We start from the raw sequence: 21,375 nt of genomic DNA, 5'->3' as shown, positions 1-21,375 counted from the left end.
ATGCGGGTACTCGTCGTCGGAGCCGGAGGCTTCATCGGGCGGCATCTGGTAGGACGGCTGGTAGTCGAAGGACTGCAGGTCGTCGCTGCCGGGCGCGAACCGAAGAGCCTGTCGCGCAGGCTTGCAGGTGTGGAAACCATCGCCTGCGATCTCGCCCGCGACGATCGCGCGCAATGGGCCGAAAGGCTGCGCGGGGTCGACGCGATCGTGAACTGCGCCGGGATCATCGGACGGGGAGCCGACTATGCCGGCGTGCACGAACACGGTGCCACAGCGCTGTTCGACGCGGCTCTCGCGGCAGGGGTCGGCAGGGTGATCCAGGTTTCGGCGCTGGGGGCTGACCACACCGGCGTCACGCCTTACCATCGCAGCAAGCGCGCGGCGGACGATTATCTCGCGCGGCTCGGAGCGGATGGGACAGTGATGGGCTGGGCGGTCGTGCGGCCGTCGCTGGTGCTCGGCAGGGGGGGCGCGAGCATGGCGTTGTTCGCGGCGCTCGCCGCCTTGCCCATCGTTCCGCGTCTCGGAACCGGGCAATGGCAGGTGCAGCCGATCCATGTCGACGATCTCGTCGATATCCTGCTGCGTCTGCTTCGAGCGCCTGCCCCGCTGCATCATCGCCTCGATGCCGTTGGGCCTGAGCCGATGACCACCGATGAACTGACCGCCGTCATCCGGCGCTGGCTGGGCCGGGGCAGGGCGCCGCAGCTTGCTGTCCCCCGCAATCTGCTGGCGCTGGCCGCTCGCCTCGGGATCGGTCCGGCGACACCGGAGAGCCTGGCAATGCTGGAGGCGGGGAATACCGCGCCGATGGCGCACCTTCTTGAAGCGACGGAGGGCAGGCCCAGCCCCGTCGAGCAGATGCTTGCATTGCATCCGGCGACGGCGGCCGACGTGGCGGCAGCCCGGCTGGCGCCGGTGATCCCGGTGGCGCGGTGGTTGCTGGCGCTGGTCTGGCTCGCAGGGGGACTGGTCTCGATCGGAGCGGCGCCGGGCTTCGCGATCGATGCCTGGCTCGCAAAGCTGGGATTGGGCGGCGCGGCTGCTTTCGCCGTGCTCTGGGCCGGATCGCTGGCCGACATTGCGGTGGGACTGGCCATTGCGGCCCGGCGGCACGGTGCCGCGCTTGCGGGCGTGGCGCTGATGGGCGTCTATACCGCGATCCTCACCACGATCGCCCCCGAACTCTGGGCGGACCCGTTCGGGCCGCTCGTCAAGAACCTTGCCGTGCTCGGCCTTTCGCTGGTCGTGCATGTTCTGGAGATGCGCCGTGGATGATTACCTGCTTCTCAAGCTGATCCATATTCTCAGTTCCACGCTGCTGTTCGGGACCGGCCTCGGCACCGCGTTCCACGGCTGGATGGTGAACCGGAGCGGACCGCTGGCCGCGCGTCGGGCGGTGAACCGCAATGTGGTTCTGGCAGACTGGCTGTTCACGACACCCGCCGTTATCGTCCAACCGGTGACGGGCGTGTGGCTGGCGCGGATCGCGGGCTTTCCGCTGACGAGCGGCTGGCTGGTGCTGGCCATGGCGCTCTATGTCGTTGTGGGGGCCTGCTGGGTACCGGTGGTCTTCATCCAGATCGCGATGCGCCGGATCGCCGACGAGACCCCTGATGGCGAAGCGCTGCCGGCGTGCTACTTGCGTCTCTCGCGCTGGTGGTTCGCGCTCGGCTGGCCGGCATTCGCCGGGGTGATCGTCATCTTCTGGCTGATGGTAGCCAAACCGGAGATCGTGTTGTGAGCCCGCCGTTGTTTCGCCAGTTGCTCGGAAAAGAGATGGATGCACTGCCGCCGCTGCTGCAGGAGGCGCATGACGCTTCCGACAGACAGCGTTGGGAGGGGCTTGCCGACATCACGGTCAGCCGTAATCCCGCCGCTTGGCTGCTGTGCCGAGTGATGAATCTGCCTGCGCGGGGCCGGGGCGTGCCGGTTATGGTGATCTTCGAGAGAAGTGAGGGCCATGAGAACTGGCTGCGGACATTCGCTGGCCGCAGCTATCGAAGTGATCTCTCCGTCAAAGGCGGGCGCGTGGTGGAGCGGATGGGACCGGCCACAAATGTTTTCCGGCTGTCGGTGAAGGACGGACGGTTGCTGCTGGACCTTGAGGAATTCCGGTTTCTCGGCCTGGCCCTGCCTTCCTGGATGCGGCCTCGCTGCCACGCCAGCGAGCGGGAGGAGCGGGGGCGCTACATATTCGACGTGCCGGTCAGTCTTCCTTGGCTGGGCCGTGTCATTCGCTACACGGGCAGCATGGAACGGCGCGATGCCTGAAGGTCACCCGATCATCCTGTTCGACGGGAACTGCGTACTTTGCTCCGCCAATGCGCAGTTCGTCCTGAAGCACGACCGGGCGCGGCGGTACCTTCTGGCGCCGATGCAGGGCGAGATCGGGGCCGCGCTGTTCCGGCAGCACGGCGTCGATCCTCTCGACCCTGACACGATTCTGGTGATCGACGGTAAGAAGGTGCTTCGGGACAGCGATGCCGTCATTTCCATCTACGCGGGATTGGGATGGCCGTGGCGCATCGCCGGCGCGGCCCGCTTCGTCCCTCGTTTCGTGCGGGACCGCGCCTATCGCCTGATCGCGCGCAACCGCTATCGGATCTTCGGCCGCCGGGAGACGTGCTGGTTGCCCCTGCCGGAGGATGCGGATCGCATGCTCTGACAGCCGCCCGGATACGGTACGGCGCTCTGCCTACAATTCGCGTCCGATGGGATAGAGCCCTGCGCGGTCGTCGCCGAACGGCGTATGGGCAACAAGCCAGGCAAGGCGGGCATCGGCATCGTTCGCGAATTGCGCGTCCTGCGCCAGCCTGCTCTCGAATTGGGCGCGAACCTGGGGGTCGGCTCGGAGCAGTTCTTCCGCCACGGACAGGCTGGCAAGGCGGTCAGGTGTATCCGGCATCTGGATAATGCCGGGAAAGAAGCCCCAGGCGAGAAACGAATCCACTGCTTCGGGTTCCAGCAATTCGGCGGCAAGCAGCCCGCGCGGCTGATCCCGCGGAATGCGCAGGGAGCCTGAAGGCATCGTTTCCCGGCGGGTCTCGTGAATCATCTCGCCGCCTACCGTCATGCGTCCTTCGCTCACCGGGCCGGGCCGGGCGTGGATCAGCCGCACCATGTCGAGATCCAGGGTGCGCGGAGCCTCGATGCGTTCATAGGCGATGCCGTGCAGGTCTAGCCGCCGGATCACTTCGGTGGCGCCCGCAGGAACCCACCAGGCTTCGGGCAGGGTGACGGTCAGCACGGGCTTCTGCCCGAACACCGGTATTCGCAGTTGGTGGGGCCTGGCGAGGTAGCGCAGTTCCATCTCGCCCGTGGCCGGGGAGCGATAGGTCTCGTGCGCCACGCCGGAAAACGTGATCCATTCCAGCGGACTGTCATCCCGCTGCCAGCGCAGGGCGAGCGTTTCGGGACGCTCGGCACGGTCGCGGGAAATGGCTCCCTGCAAGTGCGGCAGGTCCCGGGCGGTCTGGCGCAGTGCGGCTTCCATCATCGCATAGGCGCCCAGCACCCGCTGGCGGTAGGGCTTGAGGTTGTGCATTTCGACAAGGACCGTCGGTATGCGCGCGAAGTCGCCATAGCCGGTCGAATAGCGCGGTCCTTCGGCGGCGATGCGCAGGCCCTTGTCGAGATCGCGGTCGTCATTGGCGCTCGGATAGAAATGGGGGTTGTGTCCCATCCCGCGCAGGAAGGCATCCACGCCGCTGCGAAACGGGCCGTTCAGCCATTCTGTTATCGCCTGCGACTGGAAATGCCGCCCCCAGCCTGCCGAAGTGTACGTCACGTCATAGGCGTGGTCGAAGCCTTCCGAGACGTGCATGTCAATGTAGAGAACTGGGTCCAGCCGGCGCAAGAGAGACAGCATCGCCTGCGTTTCCGGTGCATCGGCCTTGGCATAGTCGCGATTGAGATTGAGACCTTGCGCCGTGGCGACCGTGCCCGGATTGTCGGGGCCGCGCAGGTGCGGGAAGTTTCGCGGGCTGGCGCGCTCGTGGCCGTCGGCATTGTATATCGGAACGAAAACAAGATCGACCTTGTCGAGCAGGTCTGCCTTGCCGCGCAGCGCAATGTCGCGCAGCAGCATGAGACCGGCGTCCTTGCCGTCGATCTCGCCAGCGTGGATGCCTGCCTGTATCAGCACGACCGGCCTGTTGCTGCCGCTGCTGGCGCGGACGTGATAGAGATCCCGGCCTTCGGCGCTCTTGCCGAAGTTCTCCAGCGCCAGCAGCGGCGAGGCGGCGACCAGTTTCTCCAGCCAGGCCCGCGTTTCCTCGTGACTGGGCGTTTTCCGGAAGCCGGCCCATTCGGCGGGGGTGATCCAGGGATCGTCCATCCGGGCGATCGACCTTTCGCTTTTCCCCGACCAGGGCAGCACCGGCGGGAGCGCAGGACGCTCCTGCGCGGCTGCGGGGCCGATGGCAAGGAGCAGGCCGATCACGCCCGTTGCCGCCCCTCTCAGGGAGCGAGACGGGCATCGCAGGCGTCGCGATGGGGTAGACGATTTGTGCACGGCGATTTCGGCCTTTTTGATCTTGCGTAGCTCGGCGCCGGCTTTATGTGACAATATATCATTACGCAATTGCTCCCGCCGAAAATCGGCCGCGGGCAACACTTTGTCAGAAAGCGCTTCGACCATGCGGACCCCGCAAATGCCCGATCGTCCGGTTTCCAACGTGCTTGGTGCCGCTCTCATGCTTGGTGCTGCCACGGCGCCTCTCCCGGTCCTTGCCGCCGAAACCGATCGCGAAGAGACGCGTGCCCGGGAAGAGGATCGCGATCACGACCACGCCTCGGTGGACGAGATCGTGGTGCTTGGTCGCAGCCGGATCGACCGGGTAAACGGTTCAGACCTCGTGACCGAGCGCATGTCGCAGGCGAGCATTGCCCTCGACCGGACGATCCTTGACGATTACGGCGTCCGCCGCCTCGCCGATGCGCTGGAACTGGTGAGCGGCATTTCCCAGCAGAACAATCTCGGCGGGCTGCGGGACAATTACGCGATCCGCGGATTTCTAGGCACGCCCGATACGGGCGCGGAGTATTTCGTGGACGGCTTTCTTGCCAATCGCGGCTTTGGCCCGCCGCGCGATCCCGCGAATGTCGAGCGGATCGAGGTGCTGAAAGGCCCGGTGGGGGCGGTGTTCGGTTCGGTGGACCCGGCCGGCGTGGTCAACGTGGTGACCAAGAAGCCGCAATTCGAGCAGGGCGGCACGATGACCGCGAGCGCGGGCTCCTTCGCCACCTGGCGGCTGGAGGGCGACGTGGAATCGCTGCTTGCCGCAAACCTTGCCATCCGGCTGGTCGGCGCGATCGAGAACAGCGACGGTTTCCGAGACCATGTGGATTTGCGCCGCCGTCTCTTCGCGCCCTCGATCGGTTGGCGCCTCGCGCCGGGCACGACCCTGATCTACCAGGGCGAGTACATCGCCTTCCGCTCCCCCTTTGACCGGGGCATCCCGGCTATCGGCACAGATACCGAGGCAGTGCCGCGTGACCGTTTTCTCGGCGAGCCTGGCGACGGACGTGTCTCATCGACCAACTGGCGGCATCAACTCACCGTCGAGCAGGATCTGGGGCAGGGCTGGTCGCTGGTCGGCGGGGGTGCCTACCGCGATGCGCGCATCCACGGCTTCTCCTCGGAAGCCTCGACGCTGCTTGCCGATGGTACGGTGCGCCGCCAGCGCCGTTTGCGTGACTGGAATCTTGAAGACCGGTCCGCGCGGGCGGAGCTTCGCGGTGTGTTCGAGGCATTCGGCACGCATCGGTCCAGCCTGGGGGTGACGTGGTACGATCTTGACTTCGACACCTGGCAGGCCCGCTTCCGCCCCACTGCCGACAATTCCTATCCGATCGATGTCTGGAACCCCGTCTATGGCGGCGCGGCAGGATTGCTGACGCCTTTCACTTCGACACTGGAGCACCGGCAGGCCAGCGCCATCTACGCACAGGACATGTGGGAGGCGACCGACAGTCTCAGTTTCGTGGCGGGCATGCGTTACGAGCGTCTTTCGCAGAGCATCGACAACCGGCTGACCGGGCAGTCCAGCAGGATGAAGCGCAAGCCGCTGGAGTTTCGCGGAGGTGTGCGTTTCCGGCCCGATCGTCGCATTGCGTTTCACGCCAACTGGGGTGAGGGCTTCCGGCCCAACTCCAGCGTGGGCAGGGACGGCAACGCCTTCGCGCCGGAAACGGGGAAGGGCTATGAGATCGGCGCAAAGCTGGTGTTTACCGCCTTCCGCGCCGGTGTAAGCTGGTTCAGTGTGTCGAAGCGCAATATCCTGGCGGCCGATCCCGCCGATGCAAACTATCTCGCCACGGTGGGCCGCATCCGTTCGCGAGGGGTGGAGTTCGATGGCGAGATCGATCTTACGTCCCGCATCCGGCTGATCGGCAACTACGCCTACACCGATGCCGAGGCGCGCGATCCGGCGTTTCCCGGCAGCGACGTGCTCAACGTTCCGCGTCATTCCGGAACCGTGCAGCTTTTCGCGAAGCTGCCTCTGGCCGGACGCGACCTCGATCTGAGCGCGGGCGGCACTTATGTCGGCCCGCGCGCGGCGGCGCTCGATGGCGGCGACTTGAGGCTGGACGGCTACCTCAAGGCCAAGGCAAGCCTTGCTTACCCGATTACGCGGCAGCTTACGGCACGGATCGAGGTGGACAACATTCTCGACCAGACTTACGCGCAGAGCAGCTACAGCGCCTTGTGGATCTACCCGGGCGCACCGCGTTCTGTCACCGGATCGTTGACGATGCGCTTTTGAGGAAACGCGGTTAGGCCTTCTTGCGGGCGCGTCCCTGTTCCTTTCGGGACAGTCGCGCGCCCGCTTGCAGGTTACGGGTTACAGCTTGCCGCGCAGGGTCACCGTGACGTTGCGCGGCATGCCGTAGCGGGCGCTGCCGAGGAACAGGCCCGAATAATACGTCTTGTCGAAGACGTTATCGAGGTGGACCGCAAGCGACAGGCGCTGCGAGAAGCGATAGCTAGCCAGCAGGTCGACGACCGCAAGGCTGCCTTGCGTGTAGACTTCGCCGTTGGGCCCTTCACCTTCCGCCGTGGTCTTGCCCTGCCAGCGCAAGTTGCCGCCCAGGGTCAATCCTTCCAGGTTTCCTGGCAGGCGGTAGGAGGTGAACATCTTGAAGCTGTCCTTGGCGATTTGCGGCAACTGGCGCACGCCGTCGCGGTCCTTCGCCTTCGCATTGGCGAAGCCGCCCGCCACCAGCCAGCCGGGCAGTATCTCGCCGTTCACTTCCAGTTCGAAGCCGGTGGACTTCATGCCCGACACCGCGTGATAGGCGGCGCTGCCGTCGGGTGCAAAGATGCCGGGGCCATCGGCCATGGCATAGTTGTCCTGCTTCATGCGGAAGACCGCCGCGCTGGCGCTCAGCTTGCCGTCGAGGAAATCCGCCTTGAGGCCCGCTTCGTAAGTATTGCCTTCGAGCGGGGCGATCACGTCGCCGTCGACGGTGCGCTGGGTCTGCGGTTCGAAGACGCTCGCGTAGCTTACATAAGCCGAAATGGTCTTGCTGAAGTCCAGCACGAGGCCCGCATAAGGCGTGAAGACGGCCTTTTCATCCGTTTCCCGCGTCCAGGTGCGGATGCCGGACGTGTCCTCGGCATAGCTGTCGCCTTTCCACCAGGTGAGGCGGCCGCCCGCGATCACGGAGAGCGGGGCGATCGGCTTGAGGCGGGCGACACCGGCGGCGGCGCTGGTCCGGATGCGGTTGCCGGCAAGGTCGCCGGTGGGCGTCAGGTCGGGTTTGGTGGTCTCGCCGTTCTCGAAGAATTCGAAGGCGTTGACCGACTTCATGTAGTCGCCGCCATACCACCAGCCGGGGTAGGGGGTCTGGTCGTCGTCGAACTGCGCGTGGCTGAGCGACAGCGCGACATGCTGTTCCTGGCCGAATGCCTCGAAGGTGCCGCGAAGGTTGGCATATATCGCATCGAGCGTGAGGTCGGATGCCCACCGGGTGGAATAGAGCGTGCCGCCAAGGCCGGTGTCCTTGTCGATCGCGGTGCCGAAGAAATATCCGATCGTCTCGTCGTAGGAACCGGACTTGTGCTCGGCATCGACCTGCAGGTGCCAGTTCGGGCTGAAATCGTGCGCCACCGAGGCGAACAGGTTCACGCTCTTGCGGCTGAAGTCGGACCAGTTGGCGCCGCCGTTGGTGGAGCGCGAGAAGTGCGTCCGGGTGCCGTCCGTGAAGTAGAGCGGAACGCCTCCGCGTGAAGCGCCCTCGTTGCGGAAGTTCTGGTATTCCACCCCCGCGGTCAGCAGCGTGTTCGGGCCGAGGTCCGCTTCGACCACGCCATAGAGCGCCTGCCGCTTGGCGTGTTCGCGATCGATGAAGGTCTGGTTGTCCTGCCATGCCCCGGCAACGCGGGCGCGGACGTGTCCATCGGATGTCACCGCGCCGCCAAGATCGCCTTCGAGCCGGTACATGTCCCACGAGCCGAGCGTTGCCGAGACGCTGGCGCGGGTGGTTTCACCGGGGCGCTTGCGGATCATGTTGATCGCGGCGGAAGGCTGGCCGGTGCCGGTCATCATGCCGGCGGAACCGCGGATGACCTCGATCCGCTCGTAAGCGATCATGTCGGCGGTGTCTTCGGTGAAGCCGTAGAGGTTGCTCGGGCGCGCAACGCCGTCCACCAGGTAGTTCTTCACCTCGAAACCGCGCGCGGTGTAGTTCGTGCCGTCCGTACCCAGCGCGCTGGATCGGTTCGTCTGGATGCCGACGATCTGCTCCAGCACTTCGGAGATATCGTAGAGCCCCTGTTCCTGCATCCGCTCGCTGTCGATGACCGTGACCGACTGCGGCGTCTCGCGCGAGGAGAGGCTGAGGCCCGTCGTTTCGGTGGCGCCGGTAACGACGATCGCGTCAGGGTCGGGCCCTTCGGTAACCGCTGCGTCAGGGGCGGTTTCTTCGGTGGCGGCTGCGGCATGGGCATTGGCAGCCGTGAACAGGCTGATCGCGAGCACGGATGAAAGGGAACAACACGCGCGGATCTTGGCTCTGACGGACATTCTGGGGTCCCCTCATGGCGATGTCCGGAGAACCCGGCATCAGTTGGGGGCGCCACTAATGAGAATGCTTCTCACATGCAATATACTGGCAATGTTCGATTGGACGAACAGTAATTTATCGGTCAGATTATGCTATGTTGTTGCAAATAGGTCGCAGTATCGTTTTAAGGGCGACCGTCAGCCCGCGCTGAAGCGTAGCGCGGCGCCGTTCATGCAATAGCGCAGGCCCGTGGGCGGCGGTCCGTCGTCGAAGACATGGCCGAGGTGCCCCGCGCAACGCGCGCAGCGAACTTCCTTGCGGATCATTCCCAGGCTGCGGTCCTGCCGCAGGGTGATCGCGCCGGGAAGATGATCCTGGAAGCTGGGCCAGCCCGTGCCGCTGTCGAACTTGGTTTGCGATGAAAACAGCGGCAGGGCGCAGCCGGCGCAGAGGAACCGGCCCTTGCGGTGTTCGCCGAGGAGCGGGCTCGAATAGGCACGTTCCGTGGCGCCCCGGCGCAGGACGGCGAAGGCCGGCGGTGGCAGGCGGGCCCGCCATTGGGTGTCCGACAGCGAGAGCCACGGCTCTGCCGCCGCGCCGAGGCATGGGGCCGAGCAGAGGGCCGCGGCGATGAAGCCGCAACCGGCAAGGAATGCGCGGCGGCTGGGCCCTTGATCCTTGGGGCCTTGATCCTGGGTGTTCATCGGCCGTCATCCTGAAGGATTGCGGAGGCCGTCCACGGGAAGTCGGCTTCCGCCGGAATCCCGTGGATGAGCCGGTTCATCATCTCACGGCATCAGCACCGTGTCGACGACATGGATCACGCCGTTGGACTGCATGACGTCCGCGATGGTGATCCTGGCCTTGCCGCCCTTGGCATCGGTCAGCCACCATGCGCCTGCCTTGTCCTTCCACGCGGTCAGCATTTCGCCTTGCACGGTGGTAAGCATGGCCTTTCCGCCGTGAGCCTTGGCATTCGCGGCGATATCGGCGGCGCTCATCCGTCCCGGCACCACGTGATAGGTCAGTATGCCGGTAAGCATGGCCTTGTTCTCGGGCTTCAGGAGCATATCCACCGTGCCCGCCGGAAGTTTGGAAAACGCGGCGTTGGTCGGGGCGAACACCGTGAACGGCCCCGCGCTCTTGAGCGTGTCGACAAGTCCGGCCGCCTTTACCGCGGCGACAAGGGTGGTGTGGTCCCTGGAATTGACGGCATTGTCGATGATGTCCTTGTTCGCATACATCGCGGCCCCGCCGACCATGGGGTCCTTCGCTTCGACGGCCGCCGCGCCGGTCATGAGAACGGCGGTGGCGAGCAACGCTGCTAGTGTTCTGGATCGCACTTTCATCTGAGGCATCCTTCTTCCCGCACTCCATTCTTCTGGAATGCGCGGAAGATACGGAGCCGAAGCGGCGATGGACGCAGCGGCCTTCAGATAGTGGTGATTTTTCCGGTGAGGATCGGCGCGGTGCTGGGTGCCTTGTGCGGCGCGCCGGCGCTGTCTTCCAGCGTGATCGCCAGCGTCGCCCCGTCCGTCAGCATCGGGCGCATGTCGGGCGATATCGCCAGGACCGCCGATTGCATGACCCCCAGCGAACGCGGCACGCCGTCCTCCGGGATGACCCATAGTTCCGGGCTCTTGCCGTTGCCGCCCAGCGAATGGGGGCTGAGGTGGAGCATTCCGGCTTTGGGATCGTAAGCGACCGCCATGGTGGCGGAGCCTTCGGCCCCGGCCAGTTGCGAAACCGACATGGGCATCTTCGTGCGATCTTCGGCCGGACGGACGAGGATGAACAGGGCCAGGCAGGCGGCGATGGAAGCGGCGAAAATCGCGCCCGCGCGCCAGGCACGCAGACGGCGGATGAGCGCCGGTTCAGGGTTCCGGGGCGCGCCGGAATCGATGCGGGCGGCAACCTTGTCCCAGAGGTGTGCTGGAGGTTCTGCCGCAGGGATCGCCGCCAGCAGGGGTGACAGGCGCGCGGCCCATGCATCCACTTCGCCCGCGAAGACCGGATCGGACAGGCGCAGGCGCTGTGCGGCGGCGCGGTCCTCGCCTTCGAGCAGGCCGAGAGCCAGTTCCGCCGCCACATCACTGCGGCCGAAGGGATCGGCGGGGTCAGCCATCGCTCAGGCAGTCCTTCAGTCTCTGCATTCCGCGCCTGATCCAGCTCTTGATCGTCCCGAGCGGCGTCTGCAACTCGTCGGCGAGCTGCTGGTAGGTCAGGCCATCGAGAAAGGCGCGCCGGATCGCGTTGGACTGGTAGCTGTCGAGCCCTTCCAGGCAGCCGAGCAACCGCCGATTTTCCTGCTCATCGGCAAACACGGCATCCGCCAGGGGCGCTTCGTCAGGGATGGCCGCCAGAATTTCTTCCGACACCGCGACATGCCGATGCTGGGACCGGCGCCAGTCGATCGCGCTGTTGTGTGCGATCGCCGCGAGCCAGCTTATCGGGCTGGCGCGCTCCGCATCGAATGCGCCTGCACGGCGCCAGACCTTTACATAGACATCCTGCAAGACATCCTCCGCGGCCCCCCGGTCGCCGCAGATACGCAGGCAGATGCCGAATAGTTTCGGCGCGGTCATTTCGTAGACGGCGCGCAGGCCGGAGGGTTCGCTGGCCGCGGCAAGATGGAGCGCGGCGACGAGCCTTGCCCGCTCCTCCGTTGGTTTAGCGCTGCTCCCGTTTCGCACTGCCAGCTTCTCCGATGCGGCGATCCTGCCCGTTCGCCGCGAGGAGATCAACGATTGTCGCTCGCCGCCTGCCGGCTCACGGCCGGACAAGGACGGGCGTGCTGCGATAGAGCGCGGGGAAGGCCCTTTTGAGCGCGGCGATCTTGGGCTGGTCGTTCGCGCGGATATAGGCGGAATCGGGGTGGAGCGTCAGGAAATCCTGATGATAGGCTTCGGCGGGGTAGAAGCCCTTGAACGGTTCGATGCGCGTGACGATCGGCCGCTTCCAGACGCCGGCGGCCGCAAGCTGGTCGATATAGCGCCGGGCGATCTCCTGCTGCCGGGGGGACTGCGGGAAAATGGCGGTTCGATACTGCGTGCCGTGGTCCGGTCCCTGAAAATCGCGCGTGGTCGGGTCGGCGGCCACGGTGAAGAAGATCTGCAGCAGCTTTCCGTAGCTGACCTGTGCCGGATCGAAAGTGATCCGCACCGCTTCGGCATGTCCGGTCCGCCCGCTTGCGACGGCAGCGTAGCTTGCGTTCGTGCGGTCGCCGCCCGAGTAGCCCGACACGGCGCTGCGCACGCCCTTGACGTGCTGGTACACACCCTGGATTCCCCAGAAGCATCCACCGGCAATAACGGCGGTTTCGCTCCTGGCGGGGTTGGGACTGTCGTGGAGAGGGGCGGGAACCTGCACGGCTGCGCGCTGCGGGGCCGCAGTGGAGCGGCTCTCCAGAATGGGCGCCGCGACGGCGAGGCCGCAGGCAATGAATACGAGGAGCGGTCGCCTGCAAGGAAAAGCCTTCATTTCGTCCTCCCGGCAAAGTTCGAGTACCGGAAGATACGTCCCGGAAAGCCGGAAAGATGCAGGCGCGAAAATATAGTTTCCGATGCGATCGCGGACAGCGCAGGTTCATGCGCCGATGCGCCTGATCGGCAGGCTTCATGTTGGAGGAAACAGCCGATGATCCTCTTTGTCCTTTCCTATCTGGGCGGTGTGCTGACCATCATCAGCCCCTGCATCCTGCCGGTTCTGCCCTTCGTCTTCGCGCGGGCCGATCAGCCGTTCCTGCGCAGCGGATTGCCCATGCTGATCGGCATGGCGGTGACATTCGCGGGCGTTGCCACACTGGCGGCCGTGGGCGGGGGCTGGGCGGTTCAGGCCAACGGCCTGGGGCGGATCGTGGCTCTGGCGGTGCTTGCGCTGTTCGGCCTGCTGCTGCTTTTCCCGTCGCTGGCCGATCGCGCGACCCGGCCGCTGGTGGCGATGGGCGCGCGGCTGTCCCGTTCGGCGGAAGGAGACGTGGGCGGCTCCTCCGCCACGTTCTCCGCGTCGCTCCTGCTCGGGGTTGCCACCGGGCTGCTCTGGGCGCCTTGCGCGGGACCGGTGCTCGGACTTGTCCTGACAGGAGCGGCGCTGAACGGCGCCAGTACGCATACCTCCCTGTTGCTGCTCGCCTATGCGCTGGGCGCGGCAACTTCGCTGGCGCTGGCGCTGCTGGTGGGCGGGAAGGTGTTTGCGGCGATGAAGCGATCCATCGGCCTTGGTAACGGTGTTCGCCGCGTGCTGGGCGTGGCGGTGCTCGCCGGGGTGGCCACGATCGCGCTGGGGCTGGATACCGGCCTTCTCACCCGCCTTTCGCTTTCGGGCACGGCGCAAGTCGAAGAGAGGCTGCTCGCCAAGTTCCGCCCCGGTACGCCTGCCGCTTCGGCCATGCGCGCCGGCCGGGCCGAACTGGGAGACGAAGGCGCGTTTCCGTCTTTGGCAGGGGCGAGCGAATGGATGAATTCGCCGCCGCTCACCGCCGAGGCGCTGCGTGGGAAAGTGGTCCTCGTCGATTTCTGGACCTACAGCTGCATCAACTGCCTGCGCTCGCTTCCCTATGTCCGTGCATGGGCGGAAAAGTACAAGGATCAGGGGCTCGTCGTCATCGGCGTTCACGCGCCCGAATTCGCCTTCGAGAAGAACCCGGCGAACGTGAGCCGCGCGATACGCGATCTCGGCATTTCCTATCCAGTGGCGCTCGATAACGATCGCGCGATCTGGCGCGCCTTCCAGAACCTCTATTGGCCCGCGCATTACTTCATCGATGGCAAGGGACGGATCCGCTATCATCATTTCGGCGAGGGGGATTACGCGGAATCCGAAAGAGTCATCCAGCGCCTGCTGGCCGAGAACGGCAATGCCCCGCCCAGCCTGGAGGTCGTGGCGGTCAAGGGCTCCGGCGTGGGCGAGGCGCCGCAGAAGGCCACCAATCGCTCGCCCGAAACCTATCTGGGCTATTCACGAGGCGAACGTTTCGCTTCGGCGGGCGGTTATGTGCCGGACCGGCCCCACAGCTATGTGCTGGGGCAGTTGCCCGGCCGCAATGACTGGGGAATTGCGGGATCGTGGACCGCCGGGCCGGAGTTCGTCTCGCTGGATGCGGCGGGCGGGCGTATCGCTTTCCGCTTCCATGCCCGCGATCTTCATCTCGTGCTGGGGCCGGGGCCGCAAGGACGCCCGGTCCGCTTCCGCGTCACCGTGGACGGCAAGGCTCCGGGCGGCGATCACGGCATGGACGCGGACGCGGCCGGGCAAGGCACCGTGACCACGCAGCGGCTCTATCAACTGGTTCGCCAGCAGGGCACCGTGACCGACCGGACCTTCACCATCGAGTTCCTCGATCCGGGCGTGCAGGCCTTCGCCTTCACGTTCGGCTGAGGAGGCGGCGCGCCGTTTCGGCCCGTCATGCGGGGCTCAGCCGTAGGAAGGATCTTCCAGCGCGTTCATCCAGGCGGGACATTCGTTCTCCACGCCGCCACGGAACGAAGCGCTGTTGAAGGACAGGAAATCGTGCGCGGCGTCGCGCGCGGTCATCGATGCGGGGATACGATAGCTGGCGGCAACCGCATCGCCGCAGGTTGCCGTCCATCCGGCGATATCCCGTTCGCGCTGCATCCAGAGCTGGACGAGCCAGAGGAAGTCGTGTCGCTTGTCCTGTATCGTGGGCATCCCTCGGTCCTTCAAGGTTTCGGATGCCCTAGGTTGCACAACGGCTTTATTCCCGCAATATCCGCCACTTGCGGCACAGGCCGGAAAGGGCGCCGCCCCGCCTCGTTATCCGGGAACTGCCGAAGGGCTTGCATGGCCGCTGTCTTGCCGCCAATCGGTCCGGATGCGTATTGCTCTATTCGAACCCGAGATTGCCGGAAACGTCGGCGCCGTGCTGAGGCTTGGCGCGTGCCTGGGCGCGAGCGTGGATATTATCGAGCCGATGGGCTTCGTATGGGACGATCGGCGCGTAAGGCGGGCTGCCATGGACTATATCGACCATGTCACGATTACACGACACGCCAGCTTCGATGCCTTCAGGGCCGATATCGGGCCGAGCAGACTGGTGCTGTTCACGACCAGGAGCAGCCATTCGGCTTATGAATTCGGATTCAGGGTAGACGATGTCCTGCTCTTCGGAAAGGAGAGCGCAGGGGTGCCCCCCTCAGTGGCGGATGTCTGTGATGCGCGCGTGCGCATACCGCTGCGGCCGGAGGTGCGCTCGCTGAATCTCGCCACGTCGGCCGCGCTCGCGCTTGGCGAAGCCCTTCGCCAGACCGCGACTTTGCCGGGGTGACGGCTACCCGGCCCGCTTTCCCGGCGCGGCGGGCGAAAGCATCGCCGTAACAATACCTCACCTGCCATACACTCTTGAACACATTTCTTGCGTGGGTTAGCGGACTGCAACCGTTTCCTTCTTTCGAAGGCGGCGGGCAAGATCGCGCCGGTGCCTCGAAAGAGGCTTAATAGGGAACGCGGTGAGAGGGCTTCGGCCTTCGAATCCGAGGCTGTCCCTGCAACTGTAAGCGGTGAGCGCGATGCATATCGCGGCAGGCCAAGGAGCCTGGCCGCAGCCACTGGGCCGGACGCTAAATCCTGCGAGGCCTGGGAAGGCCGTGCATCAAGCGATGACCCGCAAGCCAGGAGACCTGCCGGCGTCTGGTCGCTCTCGCTTTGGTCCAGGGGATGGCCGAGGCCCGGTAATTTTTCCGTCTGAGCGACGAACGAGCGGTGGAAGCCGCATCGGTTCGTGTCGCGGTCGCCTCGGGCGTCCGGCCGATGGCGCGTGCCGACCGTCTTGGACGGCACGCTTCCACTCCCAGTCGCAGGCGCCGGGGGAATTGTAATGCAAATCAACACAAAGGCGGCATTCGCCCGCCTCGCCATGGGCGGGATCGTCGCGCTTGCCTCCGTTCCGGCTCTTGCCGGCGAAGTGGCTTCGGACGGGTCGGCTTCGGATGGCGGCAACAGCGAAATCCTGGTTTTCGGCCGGGGAGAGACCAAGATCGGCGAAGCCCATGCCGCCAGCGAAGGCAGCGTGGCAGGCTCCGACCTGCTGGTCCGTCCGCTGCTGCGCGTGGCCGAACTTCTCGAGGCTATTCCCGGCATGGTCGCCGCCCAGCATTCGGGCAGCGGCAAGGCGAACCAGTATTTCCTGCGCGGGTTCAACCTCGATCATGGTAGCGATTTCACGACCTATATCGACGGCGTGCAGATGAACCTGCGGACCCATGGTCATGGGCAGGGGTATCTCGATCTCAACGGTTTGATCCCGGAGATCGTTGCGCGTGAAGACTTCCGCAAAGGGCCTTATCGCGCGGACGGCGGCGATTTCGCCTTGGCGGGCACGGCCTACATGACGACGATCGCCGGCTTCGACCGCCCGTGGGTTTCGCTTGAGGGGGGCTCGTACAGCACCGGCCGTCTTGCAGCGGGCGGCACGATCAAAAGGCTTGGTTCCGGCGATCTTACGGTGGTGGGGCAGGCGAAGCGCTATGACGGGCCGTGGCAGCAGGAGGAGCACCTGCGCCATTATGCGGGCTTTGCGAAGTACAGCATGCCGCTGGGCGAAGGTGCGCTCCAGGCTTCGCTTCATGCCTACCACGCGACATGGCGTCCAACCGAGCAGATTCCCGAGCGGATCGTCGGTTCCGACATATGCGCCGACGTGTTCTGTTCGCCCGACCCGACGGCGCGCGGCCGGACCACGCGGTTCGTCGGCAATGTGGGGATCACGCAGGCGAGTTGGAGCGCCAACGTCTACGCCCAGTATTACGACTGGAACATGTATTCAAACCCGACTTATGTCGATCCCGACGGGACCAGCGCCCAGATCGACCAGTTCGACAAGCGCTGGGTTACCGGCCTCACGGCACGCAAGCACTGGAATCCGGCGCCGGAACTGGAACTCTCCATCGGCACCGAGAACCGCTTCGACCATATCGGCAGCGTTGGCGTGAATCGCACGGAAAGTCGCGAATTCCTGTACTCGCTGGGCCGTTATCACGTCGAGGAACTTTCCGGTGCGATCCATGGCGAGGCAACCTGGCAGCCGTTGGCGGGCCTGCGCCTGACGGGCGGTCTGCGGGGCGACTACTATCACTATTCCGTGCGCGCCAGAAACGCAGCGGCGGAAGAGCTTGGTGAGGGAAGCGGGCACGATTCGATCGTTTCGCCCAAGTTCTCGGCGGCCTATGAAGTTACCCGGCAGTTCGAACTCTATGCCAACTGGGGGCGCGGATTCCACTCCAACGATGTGCGAGGGGCGGTGAATGCCGAAACGCCGGTGCCTGTTCTGGTGCGCGGCACCGGCAAGGAGCTGTGCGCCCGTTTCCAGACAGACGGTTTCTCGCTGACAGGAACCTACTGGTGGCTCGACGTTGGAAGCGAACTGCGTTTCGTCGGTGATTCCAACGCGGTCGAGCCGACCGGCGCCAGCAAGCGTCATGGCTACGAACTTGTCGCTTTCTGGCGGCCGCTGCCCTGGCTTGCGCTTGATGGCAACTATACCGCCAGCCGTTCGCGATACGACAATGGCGACCGCATTCCCAACGCCTTCGAGAATGCAGTGTCAGCGGGGGCATCCATCGTGCTGGACCCGTGGGAGACGAGCATCCGCATTCGCCATCTCGGCCCTTACCCTCTGGTCGAGGACAACAGCGTGCGGGACAGCGGCAGCACCGTAGTCAATGCCCGTGCCGCCTGGAAGGGAGGCCGGATCGAGATATATGGCGAAGTGCTCAACATCCTCGACAGTCGCGACAAGGACATTGCCTATTATTACGAATCCTACATTCCGGCTTACGATGCGGCAGGTCCCGTCGACGGGCGCTTGAGCAGGGTGATAGAGCCGCGCACCGTCAAGATCGGCGCGCGGTACACCTTCTGAGGACAGGGCGTGCCGCGGCCCTCATGCGCCGCGGCACTGCTTGGTGGTTCTAGGTGGTGCTTCCGGGACCGATTGCGGTCATTCGAAGAAGGTGTAAGAGCGCCGCGAGTGCAGTGAATCAGGAACAAGAGACATGCTGGCGGCAATCGAACCGGGCGCGACGTTCAAGGACAATCTTCAGCTATTGCCGCCGATAGACGGCCTGGAACGCATCGACCTCGTCGATGATGCGGGGAACGTGGTGGCCTCCATATCGAACCAGCCGGGCAAGCAGGGTTCGCTCGCCGTCTACAACTACCTGAAGCAGCGGTTCGACCATCTGGATGCGGCTGCTGCCGAGCATGGCCTTGTGGTGTTCGCCGAACATACCGCGGATGCACGCGAGCGTCCCGGTGCACATCCGAATGTCGACCTTCTGCTGGATATCGCCGCACGCGGCGGCCGGCTGGGCATCGAGGTCATTCCGGCCGGGCATTGATCGCAGGTACGGGCGGGGGTTGGACCTGACGTTTCCCTTTGTGTGCAAATTATTCAGTAAGAATTGTTAATCATACGGATGGGATCTTAAGTATAGTTCCCATTCGATCGCGCGTTTACTGTTGTCTGCCCGCGTTGGAAATGTCACTCATTGTCGTGTGCGAAGCGGGGGCTTTGCAGATTGTCATTTCATGACAGCGATCGGGGGGCAGGAATGTGTCCAGCGCACCTACCGGAGAAGAAATCGCGCCGGAACGGCGTGCCGATGCGGCTGCGCCGCTTGCCGAGCCCAAGCGGATCGTCGTGTTCTCGGACGGCACGGGCAACAGCAGCCGCGCGTTGTTCCGCACCAACGTCTATCGCCTCTATGATGCGCTCGATCTGGGATCGAGGCCCGGCGGCCCCGATCAGATTGCCTATTACGACAATGGCGTAGGTACTTCGAGTTTTCGTTTCCTGGCGGTTCTGGGCGGCATTTTCGGCTTCGGGCTGAAGCGCAATCTTCTGCGGCTCTACGAATATGTCTGCCGCAACTACAATGGCCAGTATCCCGGAACGGACAAGGGCGACACGATCTATGCCTTTGGGTTCAGCCGGGGCGCGTTCACGATCCGGCTTCTCGTGGCGCTCATCTGCACGCAGGGCATCGTTCCTTATGAGGACGAGCGCGAACTGAAGCGCAATTGCGCCGATGCGGTGCGGCGCTTCCTGGGCGAGAATGCGCCGGACCTGTTCCCCTGGCTTTTCCAGACCGTCCGCTGGTTCAGGGACAGGATCATACAAGGCTGGCGCCGGTTGCGGGGGCAGGCTTTCAACCGTGAGGCGGAGAGTTTCCCGGACATCGAGTTCGTGGGCGTATGGGATACCGTGGCCGCCTATGGCGGGCCCATCGTGGAGATCACGCGCGGTATCGATCAGTACGTCTGGCCGCTCACCATGACCGATTACGAGTTGCATCGCCGGGTCAAGGTGGCACGGCATGCGCTGGCGCTCGATGATGAGCGGGACAGCTTCTGGCCGCTGCTCTGGGATGAAATCGCCGATCAGCGGGCGCATGCCGGCATCAATAAGGAGTGCAGGGACTGGAATGCGGCGGAGCGTCTGCGGGCCGGTTCGCGGTTGAAGCAGGTATGGTTCGCCGGCATGCATTCGGACGTGGGAGGAGGTTATCCCGATGACAGCCTCGCCTATGTGTCGCTCAAGTGGATGATCGACGAGATCAACGCCCTCGGGCCTGACCGGCTGGCGCTGATCCAGAGCGAGGAAGCCCGCATCCGCGCCTTTGCGAACCCGCTGGGGCCGATGCACGATTCCCGAAGCGGGCTTGCCGGATACTATCGCTACCAGCCGCGCAAGATCGCAGCCATGCTTCATCGCAGCATTGCCGATACCGTTGGCATGAACCAGACGCGGGTCCTGCGCGATCCGATCATCGGGGAAAAGCGCCATCGCCCGCAGGGCCTGTTGACGGCGTGCCATGTCCATCGCAGCGTGATCGAGCGGATCTGTCTCGGCAACGACAACTATGCGCCGATCGTGCTGCCTCGCAAGTTCGAGGTCGAGCCCCCCTATGCCCCTGCGGACAAGTCCGCGCTGGCCGCCGCGAGCCGCACTTTGCAGGAGCGGGACCGGGCAAAGGGGCGAGGCGAAATCCAGGAAAATGCCTGGGACAATGTCTGGCTGCGGCGGACCTGCTATTTCGCCGTTGTCCTGCTGACCGCGTTCCTGGCGCTCGCTCCGTTCTGGGGGGACGGGTCGGGCTTCACGCCGGGAATGGATTCGCGATGGGTGCTGAGTGACATTTTCGTGCTGGGGCGCAAGTTCGTGCCTTCCTGGCTCCTGGCATGGTACGATCCCTGGACCGCCAACTGGGCCTTGAGCCTTGTGATCCTGGGGCTCATCGGGCTGATAGCCAATGCGATGCGGGCGCTGGAGGCCGACCTCAGGGACCGTGTCCGCATTGCCTGGTGGGACGCGCTGGCCGGGCAGACACTCGAACGGTTCGAGCCCACCGCCCTGCGCGCGCTTCGCAACAGCCTCGGCTATCAGGCGGTGATGCAGTTCTGGAAATGGCGGGTCCTGCCGTTCCTGTTCGGTGTTTCGATCCTCCTGTGCGTACCCTGGCTCGTTCTCGTACTCTGGACGCAGACGAGCCTGATCGGGCTGGAACGCGGCGTGGCCTTCTGCAAGGAATCCGCCGAAAACGATACCCCAAAAGCCGTACTCAAAACGCGATCCGCGCCGCTGGCACTCGATCCCAAAAACCCCTGCCTGCCGTTCGCGCCGCTTGCAGCCGGGCGGGGGCAAGCATCGCCCGCGATACAAAGCAAGGCGGCAGTGGCGGCGCACGGCACCGTCATCAAAGGGCAGCGCTATTATGTCATCCTGACCTGGCCCGAACGGGGCGATCCGTGGCGGGACAAGACTCACCCTGTGGCTGCGGCAGGGCGCAACACTTTCGATTTTCCGTTTCCTGCGAATGTCGTGATGGCGGGCGGGGCGCCGCTGCGGCGCGTGGTCCTCGCGCGCTGGCTTGAGCCGCTGGTCGAGATTCGAGACTCGAAACCTGACCTGTCGCCCAGTGGCTATCGCCGCACGATCATGATCCAGCGGCTGACGCCTGTAGCGCCGGTCATCAAGGAAGCAGACGAGAGCGATAAGGGCCAGCGCAAACCGCCCGCAATCCGCTGGATGGGTTCCTTCGTTCCCACCATGAGCGGAACGGCCTGGATATTCCTCAACGACGCCGCGCTGCCGGAAGGCACGGGAGGCGCGACCTACTTCTATGCCAACAACAAGCGTACCTTCGACAATTCGCCCTCGGCAGGGGCCACGCTGTGGAAAGGGCCGGACTTCGAGCAGACCGCCCGCCAGTGCGAGGCGGCACTCGGAGATTTCGCGAAGATATCCGAATGCCTGAGACGTAAAGGCATCGACCTGAGGCCCACCGCTACAGGCGACCCCGGCTAGCGCCAGAATGTCATCCCCGGCTGGAGAGGCGAAATGTGGCC

General features: G+C 64.8%; 18 protein-coding genes and 1 riboswitch. Of the genes, 10 read left to right on the top strand and 8 right to left on the bottom strand.

What is annotated here, in order from left to right; translation table 11 throughout:
• Genes ACLIMP_RS21275 through ACLIMP_RS21260 form a run of 4 tightly spaced genes read left to right on the top strand, consistent with a single transcriptional unit; the run spans position 1 to position 2,668 of the window.
• Positions 1-1,278 carry an SDR family oxidoreductase gene (locus ACLIMP_RS21275; protein ID WP_324699746.1) on the top strand — a complete coding sequence of 426 codons (1,278 nt, stop codon included), beginning with the start codon at positions 1-3 and terminating at the stop codon, positions 1,276-1,278.
• The gene (locus ACLIMP_RS21270) at positions 1,271-1,744 is read left to right on the top strand and encodes a DUF2269 family protein (protein WP_054436377.1); all 474 of its coding nucleotides are present in this window, start codon (positions 1,271-1,273) and stop codon (positions 1,742-1,744) included. The genes ACLIMP_RS21275 and ACLIMP_RS21270 overlap by 8 nt, the downstream gene beginning before the upstream one ends.
• Positions 1,741-2,274 (top strand): DUF4166 domain-containing protein, encoded by a 534-nt coding sequence (locus tag ACLIMP_RS21265; RefSeq protein ID WP_324699745.1) that lies wholly within the window; start codon positions 1,741-1,743, stop codon positions 2,272-2,274. Before ACLIMP_RS21270 ends, ACLIMP_RS21265 begins: the two co-directional genes overlap by 4 nt.
• Entirely contained in the window at positions 2,267-2,668 is a 402-nt protein-coding gene (locus ACLIMP_RS21260) for a thiol-disulfide oxidoreductase DCC family protein (RefSeq protein ID WP_185999872.1), read from the top strand. The genes ACLIMP_RS21265 and ACLIMP_RS21260 overlap by 8 nt, the downstream gene beginning before the upstream one ends.
• A 30-nt stretch (positions 2,669-2,698) precedes the next feature.
• Here ACLIMP_RS21260 and ACLIMP_RS21255 read toward each other — a convergent pair whose 3' ends face one another.
• The gene (locus ACLIMP_RS21255; RefSeq protein WP_324699744.1) at positions 2,699-4,444 is read right to left on the bottom strand and encodes a M14 family metallopeptidase; all 1,746 of its coding nucleotides are present in this window, start codon (positions 4,442-4,444) and stop codon (positions 2,699-2,701) included.
• A 196-nt stretch (positions 4,445-4,640) separates the two neighbouring features.
• Between ACLIMP_RS21255 and ACLIMP_RS21250 the strand changes: the two genes are divergently transcribed.
• Positions 4,641-6,770, top strand: coding sequence for a TonB-dependent siderophore receptor (locus ACLIMP_RS21250; RefSeq protein ID WP_443478277.1), 2,130 nt, complete (start codon positions 4,641-4,643; stop codon positions 6,768-6,770).
• Between the two features lie 78 nt (positions 6,771-6,848).
• On the opposite strand, the gene ACLIMP_RS21245 is transcribed toward ACLIMP_RS21250, so the two are convergent.
• From ACLIMP_RS21245 to msrA, 6 genes are all read right to left on the bottom strand, one after another.
• Positions 6,849-9,032: a TonB-dependent siderophore receptor gene (locus tag ACLIMP_RS21245; RefSeq protein WP_443478276.1), complete on the bottom strand. Its 2,184-nt coding sequence runs from the start codon at positions 9,030-9,032 to the stop codon at positions 6,849-6,851.
• A 177-nt stretch (positions 9,033-9,209) separates the two neighbouring features.
• Positions 9,210-9,716 (bottom strand): peptide-methionine (R)-S-oxide reductase MsrB, encoded by a 507-nt coding sequence (gene msrB, locus ACLIMP_RS21240; protein WP_443478275.1) that lies wholly within the window; start codon positions 9,714-9,716, stop codon positions 9,210-9,212.
• A gap of 84 nt (positions 9,717-9,800) precedes the next feature.
• A complete protein-coding gene (locus ACLIMP_RS21235) occupies positions 9,801-10,361 on the bottom strand; it encodes a fasciclin domain-containing protein (protein WP_443478274.1) in 561 nt (186 codons plus the stop codon).
• Positions 10,362-10,444: 83 nt separating this feature from the next.
• Complete coding sequence (locus ACLIMP_RS21230) at positions 10,445-11,137, bottom strand: anti-sigma factor (RefSeq protein WP_324699740.1); 693 nt, start codon at positions 11,135-11,137, stop codon at positions 10,445-10,447.
• Positions 11,130-11,705, bottom strand: a complete 576-nt coding sequence (locus ACLIMP_RS21225) for a sigma-70 family RNA polymerase sigma factor (RefSeq protein ID WP_185999865.1) — start codon at positions 11,703-11,705, stop codon at positions 11,130-11,132. Before ACLIMP_RS21225 ends, ACLIMP_RS21230 begins: the two co-directional genes overlap by 8 nt.
• A gap of 76 nt (positions 11,706-11,781) precedes the next feature.
• Positions 11,782-12,492 carry a peptide-methionine (S)-S-oxide reductase MsrA gene (gene msrA, locus ACLIMP_RS21220; protein WP_443478273.1) on the bottom strand — a complete coding sequence of 237 codons (711 nt, stop codon included), beginning with the start codon at positions 12,490-12,492 and terminating at the stop codon, positions 11,782-11,784.
• A 156-nt stretch (positions 12,493-12,648) separates the two neighbouring features.
• Between msrA and ACLIMP_RS21215 the strand changes: the two genes are divergently transcribed.
• On the top strand, positions 12,649-14,388 hold the full coding sequence (locus tag ACLIMP_RS21215) for a cytochrome c biogenesis protein DipZ (RefSeq protein WP_443478272.1): 1,740 nt from the start codon (positions 12,649-12,651) through the stop codon (positions 14,386-14,388).
• A 36-nt stretch (positions 14,389-14,424) separates the two neighbouring features.
• Here ACLIMP_RS21215 and ACLIMP_RS21210 read toward each other — a convergent pair whose 3' ends face one another.
• On the bottom strand, positions 14,425-14,679 hold the full coding sequence (locus tag ACLIMP_RS21210; RefSeq protein WP_054436368.1) for a hypothetical protein: 255 nt from the start codon (positions 14,677-14,679) through the stop codon (positions 14,425-14,427).
• Between the two features lie 163 nt (positions 14,680-14,842).
• Here ACLIMP_RS21210 and ACLIMP_RS21205 point away from each other — a divergent pair, with 163 nt between their 5' ends.
• The 4 genes from ACLIMP_RS21205 to ACLIMP_RS21190 all read left to right on the top strand — a co-directional run bounded on the left by ACLIMP_RS21205 (position 14,843) and on the right by ACLIMP_RS21190 (position 21,334).
• Complete coding sequence (locus tag ACLIMP_RS21205; RefSeq protein ID WP_443478271.1) at positions 14,843-15,295, top strand: tRNA (cytidine(34)-2'-O)-methyltransferase; 453 nt, start codon at positions 14,843-14,845, stop codon at positions 15,293-15,295.
• A gap of 131 nt (positions 15,296-15,426) precedes the next feature.
• Positions 15,427-15,669: riboswitch (cobalamin riboswitch) on the top strand.
• A 175-nt stretch (positions 15,670-15,844) separates the two neighbouring features.
• Complete coding sequence (locus ACLIMP_RS21200; RefSeq protein ID WP_443478270.1) at positions 15,845-17,887, top strand: TonB-dependent receptor; 2,043 nt, start codon at positions 15,845-15,847, stop codon at positions 17,885-17,887.
• 133 nt (positions 17,888-18,020) lie between these two features.
• Positions 18,021-18,365, top strand: a complete 345-nt coding sequence (locus tag ACLIMP_RS21195; RefSeq protein WP_443478269.1) for a DUF2322 family protein — start codon at positions 18,021-18,023, stop codon at positions 18,363-18,365.
• Between the two features lie 215 nt (positions 18,366-18,580).
• Complete coding sequence (locus tag ACLIMP_RS21190; protein WP_443478268.1) at positions 18,581-21,334, top strand: T6SS phospholipase effector Tle1-like catalytic domain-containing protein; 2,754 nt, start codon at positions 18,581-18,583, stop codon at positions 21,332-21,334.
• The last annotated feature ends 41 nt before the right edge of the window (positions 21,335-21,375 follow it).

The organism is Novosphingobium aeonii, from assembly GCF_052279045.1.
In the GTDB taxonomy this organism is placed as follows: Bacteria; Pseudomonadota; Alphaproteobacteria; order Sphingomonadales; family Sphingomonadaceae; genus Novosphingobium.
Note: the sequence above shows the minus strand (reverse complement) of the source record. Positions and strands in the feature narration are given on the sequence as shown.

Bases quoted from the DNA above. Each gene is read 5' to 3' on its own strand.
- ACLIMP_RS21205 (WP_443478271.1), top strand. From the start codon at position 14,843: ATGCGTATTGCTCTATTCGAACCCGAGATTGCCGGAAACGTCGGCGCC.
- ACLIMP_RS21250 (WP_443478277.1), top strand. From the start codon at position 4,641: ATGCGGACCCCGCAAATGCCCGATCGTCCGGTTTCCAACGTGCTTGGT.
- ACLIMP_RS21235 (WP_443478274.1), bottom strand. From the start codon at position 10,361: ATGAAAGTGCGATCCAGAACACTAGCAGCGTTGCTCGCCACCGCCGTT.
- ACLIMP_RS21275 (WP_324699746.1), top strand. From the start codon at position 1: ATGCGGGTACTCGTCGTCGGAGCCGGAGGCTTCATCGGGCGGCATCTG.
- ACLIMP_RS21200 (WP_443478270.1), top strand. From the start codon at position 15,845: ATGCAAATCAACACAAAGGCGGCATTCGCCCGCCTCGCCATGGGCGGG.
- ACLIMP_RS21260 (WP_185999872.1), top strand. From the start codon at position 2,267: ATGCCTGAAGGTCACCCGATCATCCTGTTCGACGGGAACTGCGTACTT.
- msrB (WP_443478275.1), bottom strand. From the start codon at position 9,716: ATGAACACCCAGGATCAAGGCCCCAAGGATCAAGGGCCCAGCCGCCGC.
- ACLIMP_RS21245 (WP_443478276.1), bottom strand. From the start codon at position 9,032: ATGTCCGTCAGAGCCAAGATCCGCGCGTGTTGTTCCCTTTCATCCGTG.
- ACLIMP_RS21195 (WP_443478269.1), top strand. From the start codon at position 18,021: ATGCTGGCGGCAATCGAACCGGGCGCGACGTTCAAGGACAATCTTCAG.
- ACLIMP_RS21230 (WP_324699740.1), bottom strand. From the start codon at position 11,137: ATGGCTGACCCCGCCGATCCCTTCGGCCGCAGTGATGTGGCGGCGGAA.
- ACLIMP_RS21210 (WP_054436368.1), bottom strand. From the start codon at position 14,679: ATGCCCACGATACAGGACAAGCGACACGACTTCCTCTGGCTCGTCCAG.
- ACLIMP_RS21215 (WP_443478272.1), top strand. From the start codon at position 12,649: ATGATCCTCTTTGTCCTTTCCTATCTGGGCGGTGTGCTGACCATCATC.
- msrA (WP_443478273.1), bottom strand. From the start codon at position 12,492: ATGAAGGCTTTTCCTTGCAGGCGACCGCTCCTCGTATTCATTGCCTGC.